General features: G+C 59.9%; 21 protein-coding genes. 3 read left to right on the forward strand and 18 right to left on the reverse strand.

Annotation, left to right across the window (positions count from 1 at the left end):
• From fliP to HWX34_RS00620, 6 genes are all read right to left on the reverse strand, one after another.
• Positions 1-744, reverse strand: coding sequence for a flagellar type III secretion system pore protein FliP (fliP, locus tag HWX34_RS00595; RefSeq protein WP_045848344.1), 744 nt, complete (start codon positions 742-744; stop codon positions 1-3).
• Positions 744-1,202: a flagellar biosynthetic protein FliO gene (gene fliO, locus HWX34_RS00600; protein WP_255496510.1), complete on the reverse strand. Its 459-nt coding sequence runs from the start codon at positions 1,200-1,202 to the stop codon at positions 744-746. Before fliO ends, fliP begins: the two co-directional genes overlap by 1 nt.
• Complete coding sequence (gene fliN, locus HWX34_RS00605) at positions 1,202-1,645, reverse strand: flagellar motor switch protein FliN (RefSeq protein ID WP_178970497.1); 444 nt, start codon at positions 1,643-1,645, stop codon at positions 1,202-1,204. The genes fliO and fliN overlap by 1 nt, the downstream gene beginning before the upstream one ends.
• Positions 1,642-2,646: a flagellar motor switch protein FliM gene (gene fliM, locus HWX34_RS00610; protein WP_045848346.1), complete on the reverse strand. Its 1,005-nt coding sequence runs from the start codon at positions 2,644-2,646 to the stop codon at positions 1,642-1,644. Before fliM ends, fliN begins: the two co-directional genes overlap by 4 nt.
• Positions 2,647-2,650: 4 nt before the next feature.
• Positions 2,651-3,178 (reverse strand): flagellar basal body-associated FliL family protein, encoded by a 528-nt coding sequence (locus HWX34_RS00615; protein WP_045848347.1) that lies wholly within the window; start codon positions 3,176-3,178, stop codon positions 2,651-2,653.
• Between the two features lie 106 nt (positions 3,179-3,284).
• Positions 3,285-4,244 carry a flagellar hook-length control protein FliK gene (locus HWX34_RS00620; protein WP_178970498.1) on the reverse strand — a complete coding sequence of 320 codons (960 nt, stop codon included), beginning with the start codon at positions 4,242-4,244 and terminating at the stop codon, positions 3,285-3,287.
• Between the two features lie 214 nt (positions 4,245-4,458).
• Here HWX34_RS00620 and HWX34_RS00625 point away from each other — a divergent pair, with 214 nt between their 5' ends.
• From HWX34_RS00625 to HWX34_RS00635, 3 genes are read left to right on the forward strand one after another with little or no spacing between them, the layout of a single operon-like run.
• Complete coding sequence (locus tag HWX34_RS00625) at positions 4,459-5,469, forward strand: iron ABC transporter substrate-binding protein (RefSeq protein WP_178970499.1); 1,011 nt, start codon at positions 4,459-4,461, stop codon at positions 5,467-5,469.
• 4 nt (positions 5,470-5,473) lie between these two features.
• Positions 5,474-7,078 (forward strand): iron ABC transporter permease, encoded by a 1,605-nt coding sequence (locus HWX34_RS00630; protein ID WP_178970500.1) that lies wholly within the window; start codon positions 5,474-5,476, stop codon positions 7,076-7,078.
• A complete protein-coding gene (locus HWX34_RS00635) occupies positions 7,075-8,115 on the forward strand; it encodes an ABC transporter ATP-binding protein (protein WP_178970501.1) in 1,041 nt (346 codons plus the stop codon). The genes HWX34_RS00630 and HWX34_RS00635 overlap by 4 nt, the downstream gene beginning before the upstream one ends.
• A 24-nt stretch (positions 8,116-8,139) precedes the next feature.
• On the opposite strand, the gene fliJ is transcribed toward HWX34_RS00635, so the two are convergent.
• The 12 genes from fliJ to HWX34_RS00695 form a co-directional block, all read right to left on the reverse strand.
• Positions 8,140-8,589: a flagellar export protein FliJ gene (gene fliJ / locus HWX34_RS00640; protein WP_178970502.1), complete on the reverse strand. Its 450-nt coding sequence runs from the start codon at positions 8,587-8,589 to the stop codon at positions 8,140-8,142.
• 12 nt (positions 8,590-8,601) lie between these two features.
• Complete coding sequence (gene fliI / locus HWX34_RS00645; RefSeq protein ID WP_178970503.1) at positions 8,602-9,993, reverse strand: flagellar protein export ATPase FliI; 1,392 nt, start codon at positions 9,991-9,993, stop codon at positions 8,602-8,604.
• The gene (locus tag HWX34_RS00650; RefSeq protein ID WP_218644999.1) at positions 9,977-10,786 is read right to left on the reverse strand and encodes a flagellar assembly protein FliH; all 810 of its coding nucleotides are present in this window, start codon (positions 10,784-10,786) and stop codon (positions 9,977-9,979) included. The genes fliI and HWX34_RS00650 overlap by 17 nt, the downstream gene beginning before the upstream one ends.
• A complete protein-coding gene (gene fliG, locus HWX34_RS00655) occupies positions 10,776-11,774 on the reverse strand; it encodes a flagellar motor switch protein FliG (protein ID WP_045848354.1) in 999 nt (332 codons plus the stop codon). The genes HWX34_RS00650 and fliG overlap by 11 nt, the downstream gene beginning before the upstream one ends.
• On the reverse strand, positions 11,767-13,524 hold the full coding sequence (gene fliF, locus HWX34_RS00660) for a flagellar basal-body MS-ring/collar protein FliF (RefSeq protein WP_178970505.1): 1,758 nt from the start codon (positions 13,522-13,524) through the stop codon (positions 11,767-11,769). The genes fliG and fliF overlap by 8 nt, the downstream gene beginning before the upstream one ends.
• Before the next feature lie 62 nt (positions 13,525-13,586).
• Positions 13,587-13,907, reverse strand: a complete 321-nt coding sequence (gene fliE, locus HWX34_RS00665; RefSeq protein ID WP_045848356.1) for a flagellar hook-basal body complex protein FliE — start codon at positions 13,905-13,907, stop codon at positions 13,587-13,589.
• 2 nt (positions 13,908-13,909) lie between these two features.
• On the reverse strand, positions 13,910-15,286 hold the full coding sequence (locus HWX34_RS00670; protein ID WP_304506104.1) for a sigma-54 dependent transcriptional regulator: 1,377 nt from the start codon (positions 15,284-15,286) through the stop codon (positions 13,910-13,912).
• A gap of 16 nt (positions 15,287-15,302) precedes the next feature.
• A complete protein-coding gene (locus HWX34_RS00675; RefSeq protein WP_218645000.1) occupies positions 15,303-15,992 on the reverse strand; it encodes a chemotaxis protein CheB in 690 nt (229 codons plus the stop codon).
• Positions 15,993-16,075: 83 nt separating this feature from the next.
• Positions 16,076-16,573, reverse strand: coding sequence for a low molecular weight protein-tyrosine-phosphatase (locus HWX34_RS00680; RefSeq protein ID WP_255496511.1), 498 nt, complete (start codon positions 16,571-16,573; stop codon positions 16,076-16,078).
• A 93-nt stretch (positions 16,574-16,666) separates the two neighbouring features.
• Positions 16,667-17,641, reverse strand: a complete 975-nt coding sequence (rlmF, locus tag HWX34_RS00685) for a 23S rRNA (adenine(1618)-N(6))-methyltransferase RlmF (RefSeq protein WP_178970506.1) — start codon at positions 17,639-17,641, stop codon at positions 16,667-16,669.
• 77 nt (positions 17,642-17,718) lie between these two features.
• Positions 17,719-18,480, reverse strand: coding sequence for an ABC transporter substrate-binding protein (locus tag HWX34_RS00690; protein ID WP_178970507.1), 762 nt, complete (start codon positions 18,478-18,480; stop codon positions 17,719-17,721).
• Positions 18,481-18,500: 20 nt separating this feature from the next.
• The gene (locus HWX34_RS00695; RefSeq protein WP_178970508.1) at positions 18,501-22,679 is read right to left on the reverse strand and encodes a PAS domain S-box protein; all 4,179 of its coding nucleotides are present in this window, start codon (positions 22,677-22,679) and stop codon (positions 18,501-18,503) included.
• Positions 22,680-22,742: the final 63 nt, after the last annotated feature.

Genomic DNA, 22,742 nt, shown 5'->3' on the forward strand with positions numbered 1-22,742 from the left:
TCAGCCCGTATAAAAGCTTTGTACCAGCGAACCCATCAGCAGGGTCCAGCCGTCCACCAGCACAAACAGCATCAACTTGAAGGGCAAGGAGATGGTGACTGGTGACACCATCATCATCCCCATGGCCATCAGGATGCTGGCCACCACCAGGTCGATGATCATGAAGGGGATGAACACCATGAAGCCGATCTGGAACGCGGTTTTCAGTTCGCTGATGACATAGGCCGGAATCAGCGTTTTCATGGAAACATCAGCCTTGGTGGCTGGTTTTTCCGAGCGGGAAATCTCGATGAAAAAGGCCAGATCCTTCTCACGGGTCTGGCTGAGCATGAAAGCCTTCATCGGCTTGCTGGCCTCTTCCACCGCCTGGTTGAAGCTGATCTTGTCGTCCGAGAACGGTGCCCAGGCCTTGTTGTACACCTGATCAAACGTTGGCCCCATCACAAACAGGGTGAGGAACAACGACAAGCCCAGAATCACCTGATTGGGTGGCGACTGGGTCACACCCATGGCCTGGCGCAGCAGGGACAGCACAATCACGATGCGGGTGAATGCGGTGGTCATCAACAGCATGGCCGGGATGAAACCCAGCGCTGTCATGAACAACAGCATTTGCAAGGACAGCGAATAATTCTGACCGCCACCGGCACCCGGGGTACTGGTCATCAAGGGCAGGCCGGCAGCCTGTGCCAGCATGGGCAGCCCCAGCAACAGCCAGGGCAACACGCGAGAAGTGAATTTCATTATCTGTTTACAGCTTCGGATTTCTGACGGCCCTTTTCCATGGCTGCCTTCAGCCAGCGGGCAAAGGGTTCGCCAGGCTGCACGACTTCGGTTCCGGCATCGGGCGGGCGGTCCATCTTGGTCAGCAGATTGACACTATGGCTGGTGACACCCAATACCAGCCATTCGCCTTCCAGCTCGACAATCACCACTTTTTCACGCTGCCCTACCAGCACGCCACTGACCACGCGCAAGCGGTTGCTGCCGCCCAGCATGCCACCGGACATGCGGCGAAACAGCCAGGCCAGGCCCACAATGGCGGCCAGCACCACAGCCAAACCAAGAATAACCTGCAACAGGCTGCTGACCGGCGTGGGGCTGCTGGCAGCCACCAGCGGCTGGGAAGCAAGCGTCCCGGCCTGGGCAATGGCCGAGCAGGCGGCCAGCATCACCGCAGCAGGTCTGATGGTTGTGCGCATTATTTTTGCAGGCGACGGATGCGTTCCGCCGGGGTAATGATGTCGGTCAGACGAATACCGAACTTGTCGTTCACCACCACCACTTCGCCCTGGGCGATCAGGCAGCCATTGACCAGCACGTCCATCGGCTCGCCTGCCAGTCCGTCCAGTTCCACCACAGAACCCTGTGCCAGTTGCAACAGGTTGCGAATGGCAATCTTGGTGCGGCCCAACTCCACCGTCAGCTGGACCGGAATATCCAGAATCATGTCCAGGTTGCTGGGCACATTCAGCGACGCTTCGCCACTGCCCAGCTCTTGGAACAAATTGGTGGCCGGCTGCACATTGTCGGCCTGCGCGGCATCGGTGGTTTCCTGTTCTGCCATGGCGGCAGCCCAGTCATCCATTGATACCTCTTCCTCACCCGCCCCCGGGTTCTGACCTTCTTCTAGCTGCTCAGTCATTGCTTGCTTTCTCCTGCGGGCTCGGCGAACTCGCCAGCCCCGGCCAATACCTTGTCTACCTTCAGGGCGTAACGGCCCTGCACGGTACCATAGTGACACTCCAGAACCGGAATGCCGGACACGTCCACCACCACGGCTTCGGGCACTTCCAGCATCACTACATCACCGTTTTTCAAATTGAGAATCTGCCCCAGCGTGACCTTGGTTTCCGCCAGGGTGGCCACCAGTTCCACCTCTGCCGCCTGTACCTGATGGGTCATCAGGCTGACCCAACGATTGTCCACTTCCGTCCGGTCGGCCTGCATGGTGCTGGACAGCACGTCGCGAATGGGTTCCACCATGGAATAAGGCAGGCAGATGTGGAAATCGCCGCCACCGGCCCCCAGTTCGATATGGAAGGTCATGGCCACCACCACTTCGGTTGGCGTGGCGATGTTGGCGAACTGGGTATTCATTTCCGAACGCAAATAGACGAACTCGATGGGGTGCACCGGCTCCCAGGCCTTCTGGCATTCGGTAAACACCACTTCCAGCAAGCGACGGATGATGCGCTGCTCGGTAGGGGTGAAGTCGCGGCCTTCCACCCGTACGTGGTATCGACCATCGCTACCAAACAGGTTATCCACGATCAGGAAGACCAGATCCGGATCGAAGATCAGCAGCCCGGTACCGCGTAGCGGCTTGACATGTACCAGGTTCAGGTTGGTGGGTACCACCAGGTTGCGAATGAATTCGCTGTATTTCTGCACGCGCACCGGCCCGACGGAAATTTCCGCGTTGCGCCGGATAAAGTTAAACAAGCCTATACGCAGGTTACGGGCGAAACGTTCGTTGATGATTTCCAGCGTTGGCATACGGCCGCGCACAATGCGCTCCTGCCGGCCAATATCGTAGCCGCGGACTCCCTGTGAGTCCTGCGCGCCATCATCATCTTCGTCCTCGCCGGTGACGCCCCTGAGCAGGGCGTCCACCTCTTCCTGGGACAGGATATCGTCGCCCATCGCTTTACTGCTTCTGAATGATGAAGGAAGTGAACAGTACGCTCTGAACCAACTCTTCTTCGCCGGAATCCATCGATTCGTTGATGATCTGCTTGACCTGGGCCTTCAGCTTGACCTTGCCGTCCGGGCTGGACAATTCGGCTGCGGTCTTGGAAGACAGCAACAGGATCAGCGCACTGCGGATCTTGGGCATGTAATCGGTAAACTTCTTCTTGGCTTCCTCATCGCCAAGTTCGGCCTGCATGTCTACTTGCAGCAGACTGCCGTCACCACCGGACAGGTTCACCACGAAGGTATCGATTTTTTCAAAGATCGGCGGACCTTCCTTCTTTTTCTTCGGTTTTTCCTTGGTCTGCTCGGTCTGGGCAGCGTCGTGCGGCTTGTTCATATTGGTGAACATCACATAGGCAAGACCACCCATACCAGCAAGAACCAATACCAGCAGGATGACCACCACCAGCATCAGCTTGTTGCCACCCCCCGCTTTTTTCTCGCCCTTGTCCGCCTTGTCCGCTTTTTTGTCTTCTGCCATGGGTATTCAGTCCGTCGGTTAGGTTTATAAGGAAAGCTTAAGCCATTTCCTTATTTTATTTTCCAGATTTCCGCACGAACTGAACAGAGCCCCCTTGTGAGCCATATCAAGCAAAGATACTGAGTATCCCGCGTGCGGACGTGATGGCAGCCAGAGTATCGTCCTCATCGTTGCCAGCGGCATTCTGGCGGCGGCCATTCTGGTTTTGATTGAATTGCTGTTGCCGATTCCCGGATTGTCCGCTGGAAACCTGTGCATCGGCAAGAGCTATACCACTGGAAGCCATCATGGAAACCAGTTTGGGCATGTTGTTTTCGAGAATTTCACGTGTAGCAGGCACGGCAGAGGTGAACAGTACCTGCGCCTGATCATTGCCATTCATCTTGAGCGTCACTTCCACCGGCCCCAATTGCGGCGGATTGACCTGGATGGTGGCCTTGTCCATTTTCATGCTGACCATGGACATCACCTGATCACCCAGCGCCTTGGACCAGTTGGGGTCGGTCATCGGTTGGGAAATGGTCAAGGTCTTGGTCTGGCTGACTTGCTGCACCTGCTGATTATTCTGATTGGCAGCCTGGTTGGCGGCCAGTTGATCGGCAGAGGGCGGCAAGAATTGCAGTGCGGCGGCATCCTTGCCCGGCAATTCTTGCGCTTGCAGGCCATTGGCATGCTTGCTCGCGGTCGTGGTTGGCAGGGCGGCTTCCAGCGCAATATCCTTCACCATGCTGTTGCTGAGGTCGCTTGCCGTGGTATTGACCTGCGGCTTGTCTTGTACCGGGGTAGTGGGCAAGGCGGCCTGCAACATGGGCATGGCCGCCAGCAGCATATTGGCGGAATTATCAGTGGCAGCCGTGTCATCCTTGGCGGTGGAATCCTTGTCCTGACTGGATTTCCCGTTACCGGCACTGCCATCCCCCTGGTCTGGAAGTACAGGATTGAGACTGACCAATTGCGCGCCAAGCAAGCTGGCAAACAAGCCGCCTGCGTCTTGCGTGGCAGCGTCGGCATTGCCGCTAGGCATGATGACCTTGGCATTGCTCGCCGGAACTACAGTAATTGTCATGGCCTAAACCCCCTGAAGAGATGGATGGTAATCAGCAATTTACATGCCAGGAAGCGCATCAGACCCAGCAGGCAAGCAGCCGGGCGGATATATAACGAAGTAGATAATTAATGCGAATCATTATCCTTTGCATTACAATCCGGTCTTCACCCAGTCGCGGTCTCCCCTTTCCGCACTGCTTTGCCTGTTGAACAATGCAAGGAGTACAAGCCTGATGTCCCGTCCATTTGCACGCATCACCACCACCCTGCTGGTTTCCGCCCTGTTTGCCACTACCGCGCATGCAGCACCCAGTGCAGATGGCATCGTGGTGTACAACGCCCAGCATGAGAGTCTGACCAAATCCTGGGTGGAAGGCTTTACCAAGGAAACCGGCATCAAGGTTACCGTGCGCAATGGCAGTGACAGCGAAATGGGCAACCAGATCGTGCAGGAAGGCGCAGCATCGCCGGCAGATGTATTCCTGACCGAAAACTCTCCGGCCATGGTGCTGGTGGATAATGCCAAGCTGCTGGCACCGCTGTCCCCGGCCACCACCGCACAGGTTGACCCGGCCTTTCGCCCTGCTCATGGCCGTTGGGTAGGCATTGCTGCCCGCTCTACCGTTTTTGTTTATAACAAGAACCGCCTGACCCCGAAAGAGCTGCCCAAGTCCATGCTGGACCTGGCCAAACCGGAATGGAAAGGCCGCTGGGGCGCAGCACCGGCCGGTGCCGACTTCCAGGCGATTGTGAGTGCCTTGCTGGAACAAAAGGGTGAAGCCGCCACGCTGGCCTGGCTGAAAGCCATGAAAACCAACGCCCAACCCTACAAGGGCAACAGCGTGGTGATGAAAGCGGTAAATGCCAGCCAGATCGACGGCGGGGTGATTTATCACTATTACTACTTCGGCGATCAGAACAAGACCGGCGAAAACAGCAAGAACACCGCCCTGCACTACTTCAAGCAGCAAGATCCGGGTGCGTTTGTCAGCATTTCCGGCGGTGGCGTGCTGGCCTCCAGCAAGCACAAGGAAGAAGCCCAGGCCTTCCTGAAGTGGATTACCGGCAAGGGCGGCCAGAACATCCTGCGCACCGAAAATTCGTTTGAATATGCAGTCGGCCAGGGCGCGCAGTCCAATCCCAAGCTGGTTCCGCTGAAGGATCTGGACGCACCCAAGATTGACGCCTCCCGCCTGAACAGCCGCAAGACGGTAGAACTGATGACACAGGCAGGTTTGCTGTAAACACATGACGACATCGTCTTCCCGTACTGCTCAGGGCGCATTGGCCGCCCATGACAGCCCGACCAGCACGGCAGGACTGCGACGGCCAGGGCGGCAAGTGCCGCTCTGGCTGCAAGGCAGCTCGCTGCTGGTATCACTGCTGGCCTTGCTGCCGGTGGTGTTCATCGTGGCCATTTCCATCCAGACCGGCTGGAACACCGTAGTACAACTGGTGTTCCGGCCACGGGTGGCTGAACTGCTGCTCAATACCAGTTTGCTGGTGATCCTGACCGTGCCCTTGTGCACGCTGCTGGGCGTCACCCTGGCTTGGCTGACCGAGCGAAGCACACTGCCGGCGCGAGGTTGCTGGCGCATGCTGGCCGTGGCACCACTGGCCGTGCCCGCCTTTGTCCACAGCTATGCCTGGATCAGCCTGCTGCCCGCTTTCAATGGCGTGAGTGCGGCCGTGTTGCTGTCGGTAATTGCCTACACACCATTCATATACCTCCCTGTTTCCGCTGCCTTGCGCCGCATGGACCCGGCACTGGAAGACAGTGCCGCCTCGCTGGGCCTGACACCGCTGGCCGTGTTCCGGCGTGTCACCTTGCCGCAACTGAAATTGGCCATCTGGGGCGGCGGCCTGCTGGTCAGCCTGCACCTGCTGGCTGAATACGGCCTGTACGCCATGCTGCGCTTTGACACCTTCACCACCGCCATTTTTGATCAGTTCCAGTCCAGCTTTAACGGCCCGGCAGCGAATATGCTGGCTGGCGTACTGGCACTGTGCTGTCTGGGTCTGCTATGGCTGGAAGCGGGAACGCGCGGCAATGCACGCTATGCCCGGCTGGGTTCGGGCTCGGCACGTCAGATGACGCCCGCTCGCCTTGGCGCCTGGACAGTGCCTGCCTTGCTGCTGTGCTTGCTGTCCGGCGTACTGAGCCTGGGGGTGCCACTGATCACACTGGGACACTGGCTGTGGAAAGGCGGCATTGAAGCCTGGCAAAACGACAGCCTGTGGCCCGCACTGCAACAGACCGTACTGCTGGGCCTGCTGGGCGCGGTTCTGACCGTGCTGGCCGCCGTGCCACTGGCCTGGCTCTCGGTGCGTGCGGTAAGCCGCTTGCAAAGGCTGCAAGAAAGTTGCAACTACATCACCAGCGCCTTGCCCGGCATTGTCACCGCACTGGCACTGGTTACCATCACCATCCATTACGCCCGGCCGCTATACCAGACTATTGTCACCATCTTGCTGGCCTATCTGCTGATGTTCCTGCCCCGCGCCCTGGTCAGCCTGCGAGCTGGCATTGCCCAGGCACCGGCCGAACTGGAACAGGCTGCGGGCAGCCTGGGTAGCACACCGGGGCAAGCCTTGCGCCGGGTCACCTTGCCCCTGGCTGCACCCGGCGCAGCGGCTGGTCTTGCCATGGTGTTCCTCGCCATCAGCAACGAGCTGACCGCCACCTTGCTGCTGGCTCCCAACGGCACCCGCACACTGGCAACCGGATTCTGGGCGATGACCAGTGAAATCGACTACATGATGGCCGCACCCTATGCCTTGCTGATGGTGCTGCTATCGCTGCCACTCACCTGGCTTTTGCATGACCATTCCAAACGGAGTGCCGGACGATGACTTCCCTGCACCTGCAGCATCTGAGCAAACACTATGGCGCCACCCAGGCGGTACAGGACGTTTCCCTGGCCTGTACCAGCGCCAGCCGCGTGGCCATTGTCGGCCCGTCCGGCTCGGGCAAGACTACCCTGCTGCGCATGATTGCCGGTTTCGAACACCCGGACCAGGGCAGCATCACCCTGAATGGCCAAACACTGGCTGCCGATGGCAAGGCGCTGCCCGCCCATTTGCGCGGCATTGGTTATGTGGCACAGGATGGCGCATTGTTTCCCCACCTGACGGTGGCGGACAATATCGGTTTTGGCCTGCAACTGAAAGGTGCGGAACGGCAGCGGCGCATTGCCGAGCTGCTGGACATGGTGGCGCTAGATCAGGCCATGCTGCAACGCTGGCCGCATCAGCTATCCGGTGGCCAACAGCAGCGTATTGCGCTGGCGCGGGCACTGGCGCAGCAACCACGGCTGATGCTGCTGGATGAACCATTCTCGGCCCTGGACACCGGCTTGCGCGCCGCCATGCGCAAAATGGTGGCCCAGCTACTGGGTGATGCCGGCATCACTGCCATTCTGGTGACGCACGATCAGGCCGAGGCCTTGTCCTTTGCCGACCAACTGGCGGTGATGCGTCAGGGGCGGCTGATACAGTCCGGCAGCCCGCAGCAGTTGTACAGCCAGCCGGCAGATGAAGCCACGGCGCTGTTTCTGGGTGAAGCGGTCATCCTGCCGGCGCGGATTCATCAGGGCAAGGCAGAGTGTGGCTTGGGGACGATTGCGGTGAACAACAGCCAGTTCAGCGGCGAGGCCCGCATCATGCTGCGGCCGGAACAACTGGGCTTGGAGTTGACTGACAGCGCGCAATGCCAGGCGCAGGCGCGCGTGCTGGAGTGTGATTTTGGCGGCCATGACAGCCTGATCGATCTGCAATTGCCACACGACAACACCGTGCTGCAATTGCGCACCAGCAGCTGGAACCTGCCTTCACCGGGCAGCATGGTGGGCATTGCCGTGCAAGGCCGGGCGCATTTGCTACCCGCCTGATTCAGCAGACTGACACGGCCCGGCTCAGTCGTCGCCGTGGGTCTGATCCCAGAAACGACGGGTGGCAAATTCATCTGTCGTTTTTTGTTCCCGACGCGCCTGTACCAGTTGCTCGCGCTCCAGCTCCCGCTCCAGCAGCTTTTCGTAGGCCTTGAGCTTTTTGTGCTCGTTGCGCCAGGCCTGGCGCTCCATGATGAAGCGCTGTTTGGCGAATTCGGTATCGCCCTGCTGAATGCGCACGGCCTCGTCCAGCCGCCCGAGAAATTTCTGGAAGTCCTGCCATTGGGCGATACTCATGCCCTTCATACCGCCGCTCGTCAGCCGCTCGCGGTATTCCGCACGAAAGTTTTCCAGCTGCTCCTGCCGGTTCATCGCATCCAGCACCTTGGCTTGCGCCTGGCGCATGCGCTCGGCGGCTGCGGCCTGTTTGTCCTCAGCCAGCTTGATCAGAAGGGTGTATTTGCTCTGCGCCATGGCCTATGGGGCTTACGCCAGCACGCTTTCCAGTTGCAACTGGCTGCTGGTGTAGTCCTGCGATTCGTGCATGGGCTGGGTGAGGAAGCTGGTCATCTGTAACTGGCGACGCATGGCCTCGTCCAGTACCGGGTCGGAACCCGGCACGTAAGCACCCACGCTGATCAGGTCGCGATTGCGCTGATAGCGTGAGTACAGCTGCTTGAAGTAGCGTGCCTGATCCATTTGCTTGGGCGGCACCACATCCACCATCACCCGGCTGATGGACTGTTCAATATCGATAGCCGGATAGTGCCCTGCTTCAGCCAGCTCGCGCGACAGTACAAAGTGACCATCCAGAATGGCCCGTGCCGAGTCGGCAATCGGGTCTTGCTGGTCGTCGCCTTCGGACAGCACGGTATAAAAACCGGTAATCGAGCCACCGCCATTGGCTGCATTACCGGCCCGTTCAATCAACTGTGGCAGACGGGCAAACACCGAGGGCGGATAACCCTTGGTCACGGGTGGTTCGCCAATGGCCAGCGCAATTTCCCGCTGCGCCATGGCATAACGGGTGACCGAATCCATCAGCAACAGCACGTCCTTGCCCTGGGCACGGAAATACTCGGCCAAGGCCGTGGCATAAGCCGCGCCGTGCAGACGCATCAGCGGCGGCATGTCGGCAGGGGCGGCCACCACCACGGCGCGGGCGATGCCCTCCTCGCCCAGAATGTTCTCGATGAAGTCCTTGACCTCGCGCCCCCGCTCGCCAATCAGCCCCACCACCACCACATCGGCGCGGGTGAAGCGGGCCATCATGCCCAGCAGGACCGACTTGCCGACACCGGAGCCGGCAAACAGGCCCAGCCGCTGGCCACGACCGACAGTCAGCAGGCCGTTGATGGCACGCACACCCACATCCAGCACCTGCTTGACCGGCGAGCGGTCCAGCGGGTTCATCGGCTGGCTGTGCAGCGGGAAATAGGCTTCGGGATGAATGGGCCCCTTGCCATCCAGCGGACGGCCCAGGGAATCGAGAATGCGGCCCAGCAGGCTTGCACCGACCGGTACCTGACGCCCGGCCGGGCCGTTGACCCGGGCGGAAACCACGCGTTGCCCGTAGCTGGGCGGGTGGCATGGCGTCATCGGCCGCACCGGCGTGCCCGGCAGCAAACCGTGCACATTGGCCAGCGGCATCAGGAACACCCGATCACCGGAAAAACCGACTACTTCGGCTTCCACCACATGGTTGTCGGCCAGCTCAACCTGACAGGCGCTACCAACGGGCAGCTTGATGCCAGCGGCCTCCATCACCATGCCGGTGACGCGCAGCAAGCGCCCGCACGGCTGCCATAGCGGAGCCTCCTGTGCTGCCTGCATGCAATCGTTCAGAAAAGAACGCTGGCGGTCAATCAGGGTAGTCATTGTGCTCGGCATCCAGACCCATGGCGCTGCGCAGTGCAGCCAGACGCGAAGCCAGACGCAAATCCAGCTGCAAGGCTGCGGTATCGATGATGCAGCCGCCGCGCTGGATATGCGGGTCTTCAATCCACTGCCACTGGGTTTCCGGTGTTTCCTGTTGCAGGAACTGCCGCACGGCTTCCAGGTCGGCCGGGTTCACCCGCAGCCGGGCCTGACTCATGGTGGCCGGCAGCTCGCCCAGCACCTGACGCAGCTGAGCGATGATGGCGGTGTCGCTTTGTGCCAGATGCTCACCGGCAAGACGCTCGGCCAGTTGCATGGCCAGTGACAGCAAGGTGCCGGAGAGTTCCTCCTCTACCCGGCTGACTTCACGGGCGAAACTGGCAGCCAGATCCTGCATCGGGGTCCACAATTGGGCAAACTGCGCGGCGGCCTGATCATGCCCCTGCTGCAGGCCCATGGACAAACCTTCGGCGTGGCCCGCTTGCGCACCCTCGTCGTAGCCTGTTTGCCAGGCTTCCTGATGAATGGCTTCCAGTTCGGAGGCGGTGGGATAGCCGGAAGCCGCAGGGGCTTCCGGCTCTGGCGCGTTGTCGCCCGGAGGCGATGGTAAGTCTTCCCCTTCTGCCCGCTGGGCATCGGCTACCGTGGGTGCCTGCTCCAGATGGCGGCGCAGGGCTTCCAGCCCGGCCAGCTGGGTCGGGCTGAAACCGTCGTCGCCCTGGGTCAGCTCGGTTGGCGTCCAGCTTTGCCAGCCTTGCAGTTGCTCACCCGGAATGATGGGATTATTCGACAAGGCCTTCGTCACCACCCTTGCTGCCTAGCACGATCTGGCCATCGTCGGCCAGCTTGCGGACAACCTTGAGGATTTCCTTCTGTTCGGCTTCCACCTCGGACAATTTGACCGGCCCCTTGGATTCCAGATCATCGCGCAGCATTTCAGCCGCACGCTGCGACATATTGCGGAAGATCTTGTCCTTGAGTTCGGCACTGGTGCCCTTGAGCGCCACCACCAGCGAGTCGGACTGCACTTCGCGCAGGATGGTCTGGATGGAACGGTCGTCGATGTCGAGAATGTTCTCGAACACGAACATCTTGTCCTGGATACGCTGCGCCAGTTCCGGGTCGTACTCGCGGATATAGTTGAGGGCGGAACCTTCGACGTTCGACCCCATGAAGTTGAGGATTTCGGCCGTGAGGCTGATGCCGCCGGATGCGCTCTTCTTGATACGGTCGGAACCTGACAACAGCTGGGTCAGCACGTCGTTCAGTTCGCGCAGTGCCTGTGGTTGTACGCCTTCCAGCGTGGCGGTACGGATCAGCACCTCATTGCGCAAGCGCTCCGGGAAGAAGGACAGAATGGAGCTGGACAGGTCCGGCTCCAGATGCACCAGGATGGTGGCAATGATCTGCGGGTGCTCGTGGCGGATCAGGTCGGCCGCCGAGGACGGGTCCATCCACTTCAGGCTTTCGATACCGCTGTGATCGTTGCCCTGCATGATCTTGTCCAGCAGGTTGGCCGCCTTGTCCGGGCCCAGCGCTTCGATCAGCACATTGCGCAGGTATTCGTCCGACGCGCCGATGCTGGCTCGTGCCGCACACTCTTCGCGGAATTTGCCGACGATGTCGTCGATCTGGTCGTAGCTCAGATTATTGATGGCCGCCATGGCCAGCGAAATCTTCTGCACTTCCTTGGGGCCCAGATACTTGAATACTTCAACCGCCTCGGCCTGCCCCAGGCTGAACAGCAGAACCGCACTGCGGTGCACACCGTTATCACTCATCGGAGCTTATCCATTCCTTGATGATCTGGGCAGCCATGCGCGGGTCAGATTTCACCAGCTCGCGTGCGGCTTCCAGATTCTGGTTGTACTGACGCATCTGGGCATCCTTCGGATTTTCCGGCGTGCCATCCGGGTTGCTTGCCACGGCACCCTTGCCGCCAGCCGCCGCACCCTCGGCACCGCCCTCATCGTCACCGGCAACGGCCAGCAAGCGTCCACCGGCATCCACCAGCGGCTTGCCATCCGGGCCTTTCTTGACGGCATCCTGCGGCTTGACCAGATCCTTGACGATAGGCCGTACCACACCAAACAGCAAATACAGCACAGCAATGGTGAGCAAGGCGTACTTGATCAGGCTGGAGGCATTGTTGGTAAGGTAATCAGTCACCTTCTCCTGCATGGTCACCGGTACTGCGGCGTCGGCAAAGGCCGCATTCACCACGTTCAGCGTGTCACCGCGCTGACTGTTGTAGCCCATGGTTTCCTTGACCAGATTGTTGATCTGCTGGATTTCCTGGGCGGTCAGCGGCGTGGGCTTCATTTCGCCGTTCTTGTCCGGCATCTTGCGGTAGTTCACCACCACGGCTGCAGACAGACGCTTCACCACGCCTTGCGGCATCTTGGTGTGCTGAATGGTCTTGTCCACCTCGTAATTGGTGGTGATGTCACGCTCCAGTGCACCAGACTGGCCCATGGCCTGACCGGACAAAGTGGCCGTACCTGGTGCGGCACCCGGCGGCAGCGTAATCGGAGCGGAAGCGGATGACGGCGGCTGATTGGACAGCGCACCGGGCACCCCGCCGGCATTGGCAGCACCACTACCCAGCCGTTCCACGATTTGCTGGCTGCGGGTGGCGGACGGGTTGGGAGACGAGTTGGGACGATAGCTTTCCGAAGTCTGCTCCACTTCGGAGAAATCCACATTGGCTGTCACCTGGGCATGGATGTTGCCCTGGCCAAAAATGGGCTCAAGAATGCTTTCGATACGCTTGACGTAGCCATCCTCCACTTGGCGCACATAGCCCAGCTGGGTCTGGTCCATGCCGGCGGTGTCCTTATCGGACAGCTTGGACAGCATGTTGCCGTCCTGATCCACCACCGTCACATTCTTCACCGGCAGATTGGGCACGGCGCTGGACACCAGATGCACGATACCCGCTACCTGGCCCTGGTCCAGGGTGCGGCCACGGAACAGGTTCAGCATCACCGATGCCGTTGGCTGTTGCTGGTCACGCACAAACACGCTTTGTTTGGGAATGGCAATGTGAATGCGGGCCGACTCCACCGAACCGATGGCTTCGATGGTGCGGGCCAGCTCGCCTTCAATGGCACGCTGGTAATTCACTTGCTCGGCAAACTGGCTGATGCCGAACTTCTGGTTATCCATCAGTTCGAAGCCGACGCCGCCAGCCTTGGGCAGACCCTGGGCAGCCAGGCGCAGACGGGCGTCATACACCTTGTCAGCCGGTACCGACACGGTACCGCCATCGCCCAGCTGATAAGGAATGTTCATTTGCTGCAAGGCAGCCGTGACCTGACCGCCATCGCGGTCGGCGATATTGGAAAACAGGATTTTATAGCTGGGCTGCCGGTTCAGGACAACTGCACCGACAATGACAGAGAAAATGGCGGCCAGGGCCACCAGGAAGAGGATCTTTTTATTGTTGGGAAGCGACTTGAAGCGGTCGGTTGCTTCATTGAGCCGGGTTCGCCAAACAGGAGTCGGGTTTTGTTCTGCCAGATCAGCCATACAGTGGTTTTAGTTTCAGGCACAGCCACTGCCGGCAACCACAGCATGGGGTGACGGCCAGGCTATACCTGGGTATTCATGATTTCCTGATAGGCGGACACCAGCTTGTTGCGCGCCTGGACCATGGTCTGGAACGACAGGCTGGCTTTCTGCAAGGAGACCATCACGTCCTGCAGGTTAACCCCCTCATCTCCCAACTCGAACTGCTTCTGCATTTCCTGCGAAGTTTGCTGAGCAGAATTCACCTGCTCAATGGTGGATTTGAGAACATCGGCAAAGTCAACTTGCGACGTTTCCTGCGTCTGCGCGGCCGGCTTGCCACCGGCCAGGGCCGATGCGGCCCGCAGTTCGCTCAACATCTGGTCTACATTATTGATCGACATGGCTACTCCGTACTGCGTACGTCCAGGTCATCCGGATCCTCATCCTGGCCATCTTCTTCGCGGTAGCGCTGCAGTTTGTAGCGCAAAGTGCGTTCACTGATGCCCAGTTTTTCAGCAGCGAGCTTTTTGATGCCTCCCACTGCTGCCAGTGTATCCAGAATATGACGTTTTTCCAGCGTTTTCATGTCGGACTCTGCCGTCACGATAGGCTGGACTGTGGTTTCTGTCCGGGTAAGCGGTGTCGAACCGGAAATATCATCCAGCAACAGGTCGGCGGCAATAATTGCCGGCCCGGCGGCAAGAATCACCGCCCGCTGCATGACATTTTCCAATTCGCGGATGTTACCTTCCCAACTATAGGCCGTCAATTGACGTTCCGCCTCTTCCGAGAGGCTCAATCCGGAACGTCCGGCCGCTTCAGCGTATTTGTTAAGCACAAGCCGTGCCAGCGGCAGGATGTCCTCGCGCCGCTCGGCGAGCGCCGGGATGCGCAGCGGGAAAACATTCAGCCGGAAATACAAGTCTTCACGGAAGCGACCAGCCTCCACCTCTCCGGCAACATCACGGTTGGACGTCGCCAGCACGCGGATATCCAGCTTGATGGTACGGGTGCTGCCCACCCGCTCCACTTCGCGCTCCTGCAGCACCCGCAGTAGCTTGGCTTGCAGCGACAGCGGCATTTCGGTGACTTCATCCAGCAGGATGGTACCGCCCTGCGCCTGTTCGAACTTGCCCGGCAAAGCTTGCGCTGCGCCAGTAAATGCGCCTTTTTCATGGCCGAACAGCGTGGATTCCAGCAAATTGTCCGGAATGGCGGCACAGTTCACCGCCACGAAAGGGCCATCGTGCCGCTTGGAATGCCGATGGATATAACGCGCCAGCACTTCCTTGCCCGCTCCGCTGGGGCCGGTGATCATCACGCTGGCATCGCTGCCGGCCACCCGGCTGGCCAGTGCCAGCAGTTGGCGCATTTGCGGCGATTCGGCCACGGCTTCGTCGCGCTCGCCCTCCGGCAGCTTGAGGATGTGCTTTTCCACTTCGGCAATCAGGCTGGCCGGCTCGAACGGCTTAAGCAGGTAGTGGGTGGCTCCGGCACGCAACAAGGCAATGGCGCGTTCGATGATGCCGTAGGCTGTCATCAGGATGAAAGGCACGCCGGGATAACGAATTTTTACTTCTTCAAACAGGGCATAGCCGTCCATTGGCGCCATCTGGGCGTCAGAAATGATCAGGCCGACCGGTGCTTTTTTCAGTTGCTGCAAGGCAGCGCTGCCATCCCCGGCTTCCAGCGTGGGATAACCAGCCAGACTGAGGGTATCGACAATCGCTTCACGCAGATCGGCATCGTCTTCGACAACTAGAATGGGCAACTTCATCATGTTTGCTTGTGTTTGCTTACGCGGTTGGCTGACGTTGCGCCACCAGGGCCACCAGGCGGCTGGCAATGGCGGTCAGAGGCTGGATTTCGTGCTGGCCTTTCAGGGCAATGGCTTCCTTGGGCATGCCAAACACCACGCAGCTGGCTTCGTCCTGGGCAATGTTGTAAGCCCCGGCTTCTTTTAGCTCCAGCATGCCTTGCGCGCCATCCCGCCCCATGCCGGTGAGGATGACGCCGATACAGTTCTTGCCCACCAGATTGGCCGCAGAACGGAACAGCACATCAACTGAGGGGCGATGCCGGTTGACCGGTGGCCCGTGATGCAGCGAGGTGGAGTAGCCGATGGTGGGGGCAGACTTGACCAACAGGTGGGAGTGGCCCGGAGCAATGTAGACCGTACCTGCCTGCAGGCGCTCGCCATCTTCGGCTTCTTTTACATGCAGCTGGCACAGCGAGTCCAGCCGGGCGGCAAAGGACTTAGTGAATAGTTCCGGCATGTGCTGGGTGACGAGGATAGGAGGCATATTGGCCGGCAGGGCGGTGAGCAGGACGCGCAATGCTTCGGTGCCGCCGGTGGAAGAGCCCACGACGATGACGGTCTGGCGCGCCAACGGCGTTCGCCCCGGCTGACGCGGCAAGATGACGTCCGCGCTGTGACTGGGCACCACTTCCATTGGTGCGATTGGTTCCCGAGAAAACTGTCCCATTTATTTCCTTGCAATGATTCCAGCCGTGTCGGCCTTGCTGTGGGAGCCTAGCTTAAGCCCAGCCCGGTATTATGCCAATACAATCACCTGGCGGGCGGAAGGATTCCGTCTTGTTGCAGTTGGCGAATCCAGCCATCGCTGGCGGCTTCAATCAGATCCAGCACCCGGTCAAAGCCCTGCTCCCCACCATAATAGGGATCGGGCACTTCCTGCACGGTTTTCCCGCCCAGCGGGGCCAGGATGTAATCCAGCCGCGCACGGGTGTCGGCCGGGCAGATGGCGCGCAATGCGCTCATGTTCTGGCGGTCGGCGGCCAGAATCAGGTCAAAGCGGCTGAAATCGGCTACGTTGACTTGCCGGGCACGCTGGCGGCTCAGGTCGTAGCCGCGCCGCCGTGCGGCCTGACAGCTGCGCGGATCGGGCGCTTCGCCCACGTGGTAGGCATGGGTACCGGCAGAATCCACTTGCACCCGCTCGGCTAGTCCGGCTTGCTGCAATCTGGCGCGCAACACGCCTTCTGCCGTGGGCGAGCGGCAGATATTGCCCATGCAGACCATCAGAATCGCGTATGACTTGTCCATGACTCCCCGTTCTTGCTGATCGGCCTCCGCTGCGGAGGCGCTATTGTTTCACCATAAACCAATCAGCAGGCGCTGACACCCCGACTATTCCGACTAGTCGCGGCGCGCGGCCCAGGCTTGCCGGGCGGGCTGATCCAGAAAGCTCCATGCCAGCACACGGCTGCGTTTTTGTCCTTGCGCCATGGCAATAAGCTGGCTTTGTTTCACCCCGGCATGGCGCAAGACGGCTTGTAATGCAGGCAGGCTGTCGGCACTGGACACCAGGCTGGTAAACCACAGGCATTGCCGGGCAAAACGGCGGCTATCCTCAATCATCCGGCTGATAAAAGCAACTTCACCACCGGGATAGCACAGTTCACGATCCCTCCCGCCAAAATTCAGCGCTGGTGCGCGCGCACTGGCCAGCTGCTTGCCCTTGCCCAGATTGCGCCATTTGCGCTCGCTGCCCTCGGCCGCGGCGGCGCGGCTGGTATGAAAAGGCGGATTGCACAGGGTAAGGTCAAACCGCTCGCCCTTTTCCCAGATACCGCTGAACATGGCGTCGTCACGCGTCTGGTGGCGCAAGGCAATATGGGCGGCAAAAACCGGATTGGCCTGCAAGATGGCCTGGGCATTGGCCAGTGCCGGGCGGTCGATATCGCTGCCAACGCAGTCCCAGCCATATTCGGCATGGGCCAGCAAGGGATAAACCAGGTTGGCACCGGTGCCGATATCCAGCAGGCGGATCTGGCTGCCATGCGGTATGGTGCCGCCAGGCCCGGCCAGCAGGTCGGCCAATGCATGAATGTAGTCGGCACGTCCCGGAATGGGCGGGCACAGATAGCCGGACGGAATATCCCACTGCTGCACGCCATACTGCTGGGCCAGCAAGGCCCGATTGAGCAGCTTTACGGCCTGGGCATTGGCAAAATCTATGCTGGGCAGGCCGTGGGGATTGGGTTTTACATAAGGCTTGAGCGCCGGGCAGGCTGCAACCAGCGCCGCAAAGTCATACTGTCCCTGATGGCGATTGCGGAGATGCAGGCTGGCAGGGGCGGGTTTATGCCTGGCAGGCGGCTTGGCGGTCATGCAGCTTCCTTGACAACGGGAGATCGGCGAAAAGGCGGCATTGTGCCAGCATTCCATCCTGCTGTCCGGTACGGTCACTAAGGCACATGGTCGTAACGCGCCTCAATCTCGCGGTAAGCGCCGGATTTGCGCAGCATTTCCAAGCCACGATCAAAATTGTCACGTTGCCATTGAGAGCGAAAGGCCATCTGGTAGGGTGTGGCCGGAAACAGCGGATAGACGGTCAAGGCTTGCCTGGCTACCAGTTCGGGCGGTAACTGGCGGTTGAAATACTGGATGATACGCCAATCGCCGACAATGACATCCACCCGGCCAGCGTACAGCAGCAGGTTGCGTACTTGCTGGTCGCCCTCTTCGCGATAACGCGGATTGCCATTGGCCATGGCTTCGAACTGCGGCCCCAGCAACTGGCGGGAGCGCTGGAAGGAGCTGACGGAATAGCGTGACAGGTCGGCGATGTCGTTCAACACCAGTTTGCGCTGCGCCAGCGCGACCGCCACATTGTGATACTCCATATAGGGCTGTGAGAAATAAGCCTTGAGCTTGCTATAGGGATTGGTGGTGGCAATCCCATCCAGACGGCCTTGCTGCAGCATGCCCTGCAAGCGCTCCATCGGGGCAAAGAAAGGCTGCACTTCCATGCCGGCGCGCCGCGCCGCCGCCACCACAATGTCAAACTCCAGCCCGCGCTGTTCTGCCTCGAACACATAAGGTGGCTTGTTACTGCCAAAGCCGATCTGCAACACCACGGCGCGCCGGCTCCCCGCACCCACGCCTGGTGCCAACACGCTGCACAGCAATGTACACAAGCCCAACACGGTATTTCGTCTTGTTATCATTCTTGCCCTTGCTCAATGCTTCAGATGGCTGGGTCTTGATCCATTTGCTGCCAGGCGGCCTGCCGCTGCCACTGCCGTATCCAGTCCGGCAGCGCTTGTGCCAGCATCGGCCGGGCAATGCCATAACCTTGCACCAGGCTGCAGCCCAATTGGCGCAGGGCCATGCCATGTGCCATGGTTTCCACACCTTCGGCAATGACCTGGAGCTTGAAGACGGCGGCCAGTTGTATCACCCCGGCCACAATGCCCAGGTCGTCGGCATCATCCAGCATGCCCATGACAAAGCTCTGGTCGATTTTCAGGGTATCCAGCGGCAGCTTGCGCAGGTAAGTCAGCGAGGAATAGCCGGTGCCAAAGTCGTCCAGCGCAAAATGCACACCCAGGGTGCGGCATTGCTGCATTACCTTTAAGGCCTGGTCCATGTCATCCAGCGCAGCCGACTCCAGCACCTCCAACTCCAACAGCGATGGATCCAGCGCCGGATGGTTGCGCAATACCTGCTGCAAGTCCGGACAAAAATCCGGGTGCAGCAGATAGTTGGCGCTGACATTCAGGCTGACCGCCAGCGCCATGCCCTGTTGTTGCCAACTGGCCGCCTGGGCCGCGCCCTGCTCCAGCACCCAGCGGCCAAAGGTGAGTTCCAGCGCGCTGCCTTGCAATACTGGCAGAAAGTCTGCCGGGGCCAGCAGGCCGCGCTCGGAATGCTGCCAGCGGATCAGCGCCTCAACACCAATCAGCCGCCCGTCTTCCAGATCCACCTTGGGCTGGTAGTAAAGCAGGAATTGCTTTTGCTGCAAAGCCTGCCCCAAAGCCTCCAGCGTACGGCGATGCAGCTGTGCCTTGCGGTCGCCTTCCGGGTCAAACAGCTGGTAGCGGTTCTTGCCCGCTTCTTTGGCCTGGTACATGGCTTGGTCGGCATGCCGCAACAGGGTATCGGCATCGGCATCGTCTTGCGGAAACAAGGTGACACCCACGCTGGCACTGGTGCTGATGATGGCACTGGGTAGCGGCACCTCCTGCGCAACGGCCGCCAGAATGCGATCCAGAATGGGCATGCATTCTTCGTTGCCGGCCAGGTCGGAAAGCAAGAGCACAAATTCGTCGCCGCCCAGCCGTGCCAGGGTGTCGCCGGCGCGCAGTACCGATTTGAGCCGCTCGGTCACCGCAATGAGCAATTGGTCGCCCGCTTCGTGGCCGTGCTGGTCGTTGACGGTCTTGAAGCCGTCCAGATCCAGAAAGCACACGGCACAGCACTGCTCCGTGCGACGGCTGCGGGTGAGGGCTTGCTCCATGCGGTCGGACAGCAGCCTGCGGTTGGGGACGCCGGTAAGCGGGTCGAAATTGGCAATGCGGTCCAGTTCGGCCTCATGCGCCTTGAGCTGCGTGATATCGGAAAAAATGCCGATATAGTGCTGGATCTGGCCAGCCTGGTCGCGCACCACGGAAATGGACAACAACTCGGCATACAGTTCGCCATTCTTGCGCCGGTTCCATATTTCGCCACGCCAGAAATCATGCTGGCGCACCATGGCCCACATTTCCTGATAGAAACCAGGCCCATGCTGACCCGAGGACAGCAAGGCGGGAGAGCTGCCGATGGCTTCGTGCTCGGTATAGCCGGTGATGCGGGTAAACGCGGTATTGACCTTGGTAATGCGCCCTGCCGGGGACACCACCATAATGCCTTCGTAACTGCTGTCAAACACCACGGCGGCTTCTTTTTGCGCCTGGGCATGTATCTTGTGTTCGGTAATGTCGGTGTGGGTGCCGGACATCATCAATGGCCGACCTTCGGCATCACGTTCCACCACCCGCCCACGCGACAGAATCCAGCGCCAGCCACCACTCAGGCTTTGGCAGCGCATTTCCATTTCATAAGTCGGGCTAAGTCCGTCCAGATGGCGCTGCATGCTGCTTTCCACCTGCGGCAAATCTTCGGGGTGGATGTGGGTTAACCACTGTTGCCTGCTGACCGGTCCGCTGTCTACCGCATAACCGAGCATGGCTTTCCAGCGGTGGCTGACCTGAAAATCGTCGGTTTGCACGTTCCAGTCCCAATAGCCCTGGTCGGAACCTTCAATCACCCGTGCCAGTTGCTGCTCGCGGAACAACAGTCTTTGTTCGGCCGCTTTCTTTTCCGTCAGGTCACGGCCAAACGCCATGTAACGGCCATCCTGCATGCGCACAGTGGTCAGCTCGGTCACCACCACCCCGCCATCGGCACGATTCAGCTCCCATTCCGAGCGAATGAAACGCTGGTCCTGCAAGGCCAGTAAATGCGCGGGCAGCGTGGCCTGGCTGGAGGGTGCCAGCAAATCGACAATGTGCATTTGCAGTATCTGCGACTGGCTGTGCCCGGTCATGCGGCAGGCGGAGGGATTGGCAAACAGGTAATGGCCGTTTTCATCGGCAATCCAGATAGCATCTCCCGCTTCATTAAGTACCAGATGCAAATCGTCATCCAGCCGCCGCCGCTCGGTAATGTCGGATAGCGTGCCCACCAGCCGCCAGACCTCACCGGTGGGGCTGCGTTCCACCGCCCGGCCACGCACGCGCACCCAAAGCAACTCGCCGCTGCGGGTCATCAGACGGATGTCAAACTCCATCTGGCTGGTTTCACCGCGCAGGTGGGCGGTCAGCGCTTGTTGCCAGACTTCCAGGTCATCGCTGAACAACAGCTTGCGAAAGAAATCCACGTCGTGGGTATCGTCTTCCGGCGCATAGCCGGTGAGCGAGAAATAGCGGGCCGAACGGTAGACGTAGCCCGTGCGCAGATCCCAGTCCCAGAAACCGTCACTGGTGGCTTCCACTACTTGTTGCAGGCGGCGTTCGCTGCTGCGTATCTGCATGGTGAGGCGCATGCGCTCGCTGATGTCCTGCACCGTGCCTTGCAAACGCAGGACACGGCCTTCCTCATCGCACACGGCCTCGCCACGGGCGGTGATCCAGCGGTGCTCGCCATCCGGGCGTATCACCTCGGCATCACACTGGTAAGCATGGCCATCACGCAGACATTGTTCGACCAGGGCCGACAGATTGGCCCAGCTCTCCGCTGTAAAGTAGCTGGCCACTTCCGGATACACCGCCGGGGGCAAGTCGGTGGCACGGCCATAGATGTGGTAGATCTCGCTGGACCAGTTGTGCTTGTCCTGCAGCACATCCCAGCTCCAGTTGCCGATGCCGGCCAGTCGTTGTGCCGCCAGCAGTTCCGCCTTGCTATCCCGCAGCCACTGCTCCGCCTGTTTGTGGCGGGAAATGTCGCGCGATATGCCAAACAAGCCCACCACCTGGCCATCCTGGCCAAATACCGGCCCCTTGCTGACCTGAAACACCATGTCCGGCCCATGCGGTAATCGCACGCATTCTTCATGGGTATGCAAGGTAGCTGCCTGCATGATTTCGGCATCAAGCGCGATCAGGCTGGCCGCGGAATCCGTGTCGAACAAGGTACGGTCGTCCTGACCGATGATCTCTGCCGCCGTGCGGCCAACAAAGTGGCATGCCGCTTCATTCACCAGCAGGTAGCGGCCCTGCCTGTCCTTGACGAAAACCGCATCGGAAGTGCCGCTGACCACGGCATCCAGCAGGTTGCGATGGGTTTCGTTGCGCTGTGCCAGCCGCCGCAGCATGCCGCTGAACAGGCTGACCGTGATACCGCACAGGCCCAGAAAACCCCATTGCAAGGTGTAAACCGGCGTACTTTCCGGGCTGTGGAAGTGTGGCGTGACCATCAGGTCGGTACCCAGCATGGCCAGCAGGGTGGCCAGTAGGCCCGGTCCCATGCCTCCCAGCAAGGCAGCCATCAGCACCGGGAACATCAGCATGATGAACATGGGACGTTGATCAATGCTGATGGGCACGATCTGGCGCAGCCCCAGTGCTGCCAGCACGGCCGCAATGGCAAACACATAACCTAGCCAGGCAGGGATGCGTTCTTTGCTCATGCGTTCCGACCAGCTTTCCAGCAGGCCGGCGGCGGCATTGTGTTCGGCTGGCGGCACGGCACGCAAAGAGAAATACAGCAGCGCTGCCGTCATCAGCACGAAGACGGCACCTTTCCAGGTTGAGAGTTCCAACATGGTGGCAGGGTTTGCCAGCAAAGACAGCAGACTGTCGGACAGCAATATCCACAGCATGGCCAGTACGCAATAGGCACAGACCACCAGGCGGATGAAACGGGTTCTTGCGGAAGCAACCATGCTGCGATCAACCTAATTCATGCTGAGACAGCAGCAAATGACTGTTTTGTTTGTATGCTTTAG

Origin of the sequence: Aquitalea sp. LB_tupeE (assembly GCF_013391415.1) — a bacterium.
Classification (GTDB): Bacteria; Pseudomonadota; Gammaproteobacteria; order Burkholderiales; family Chromobacteriaceae; genus Aquitalea.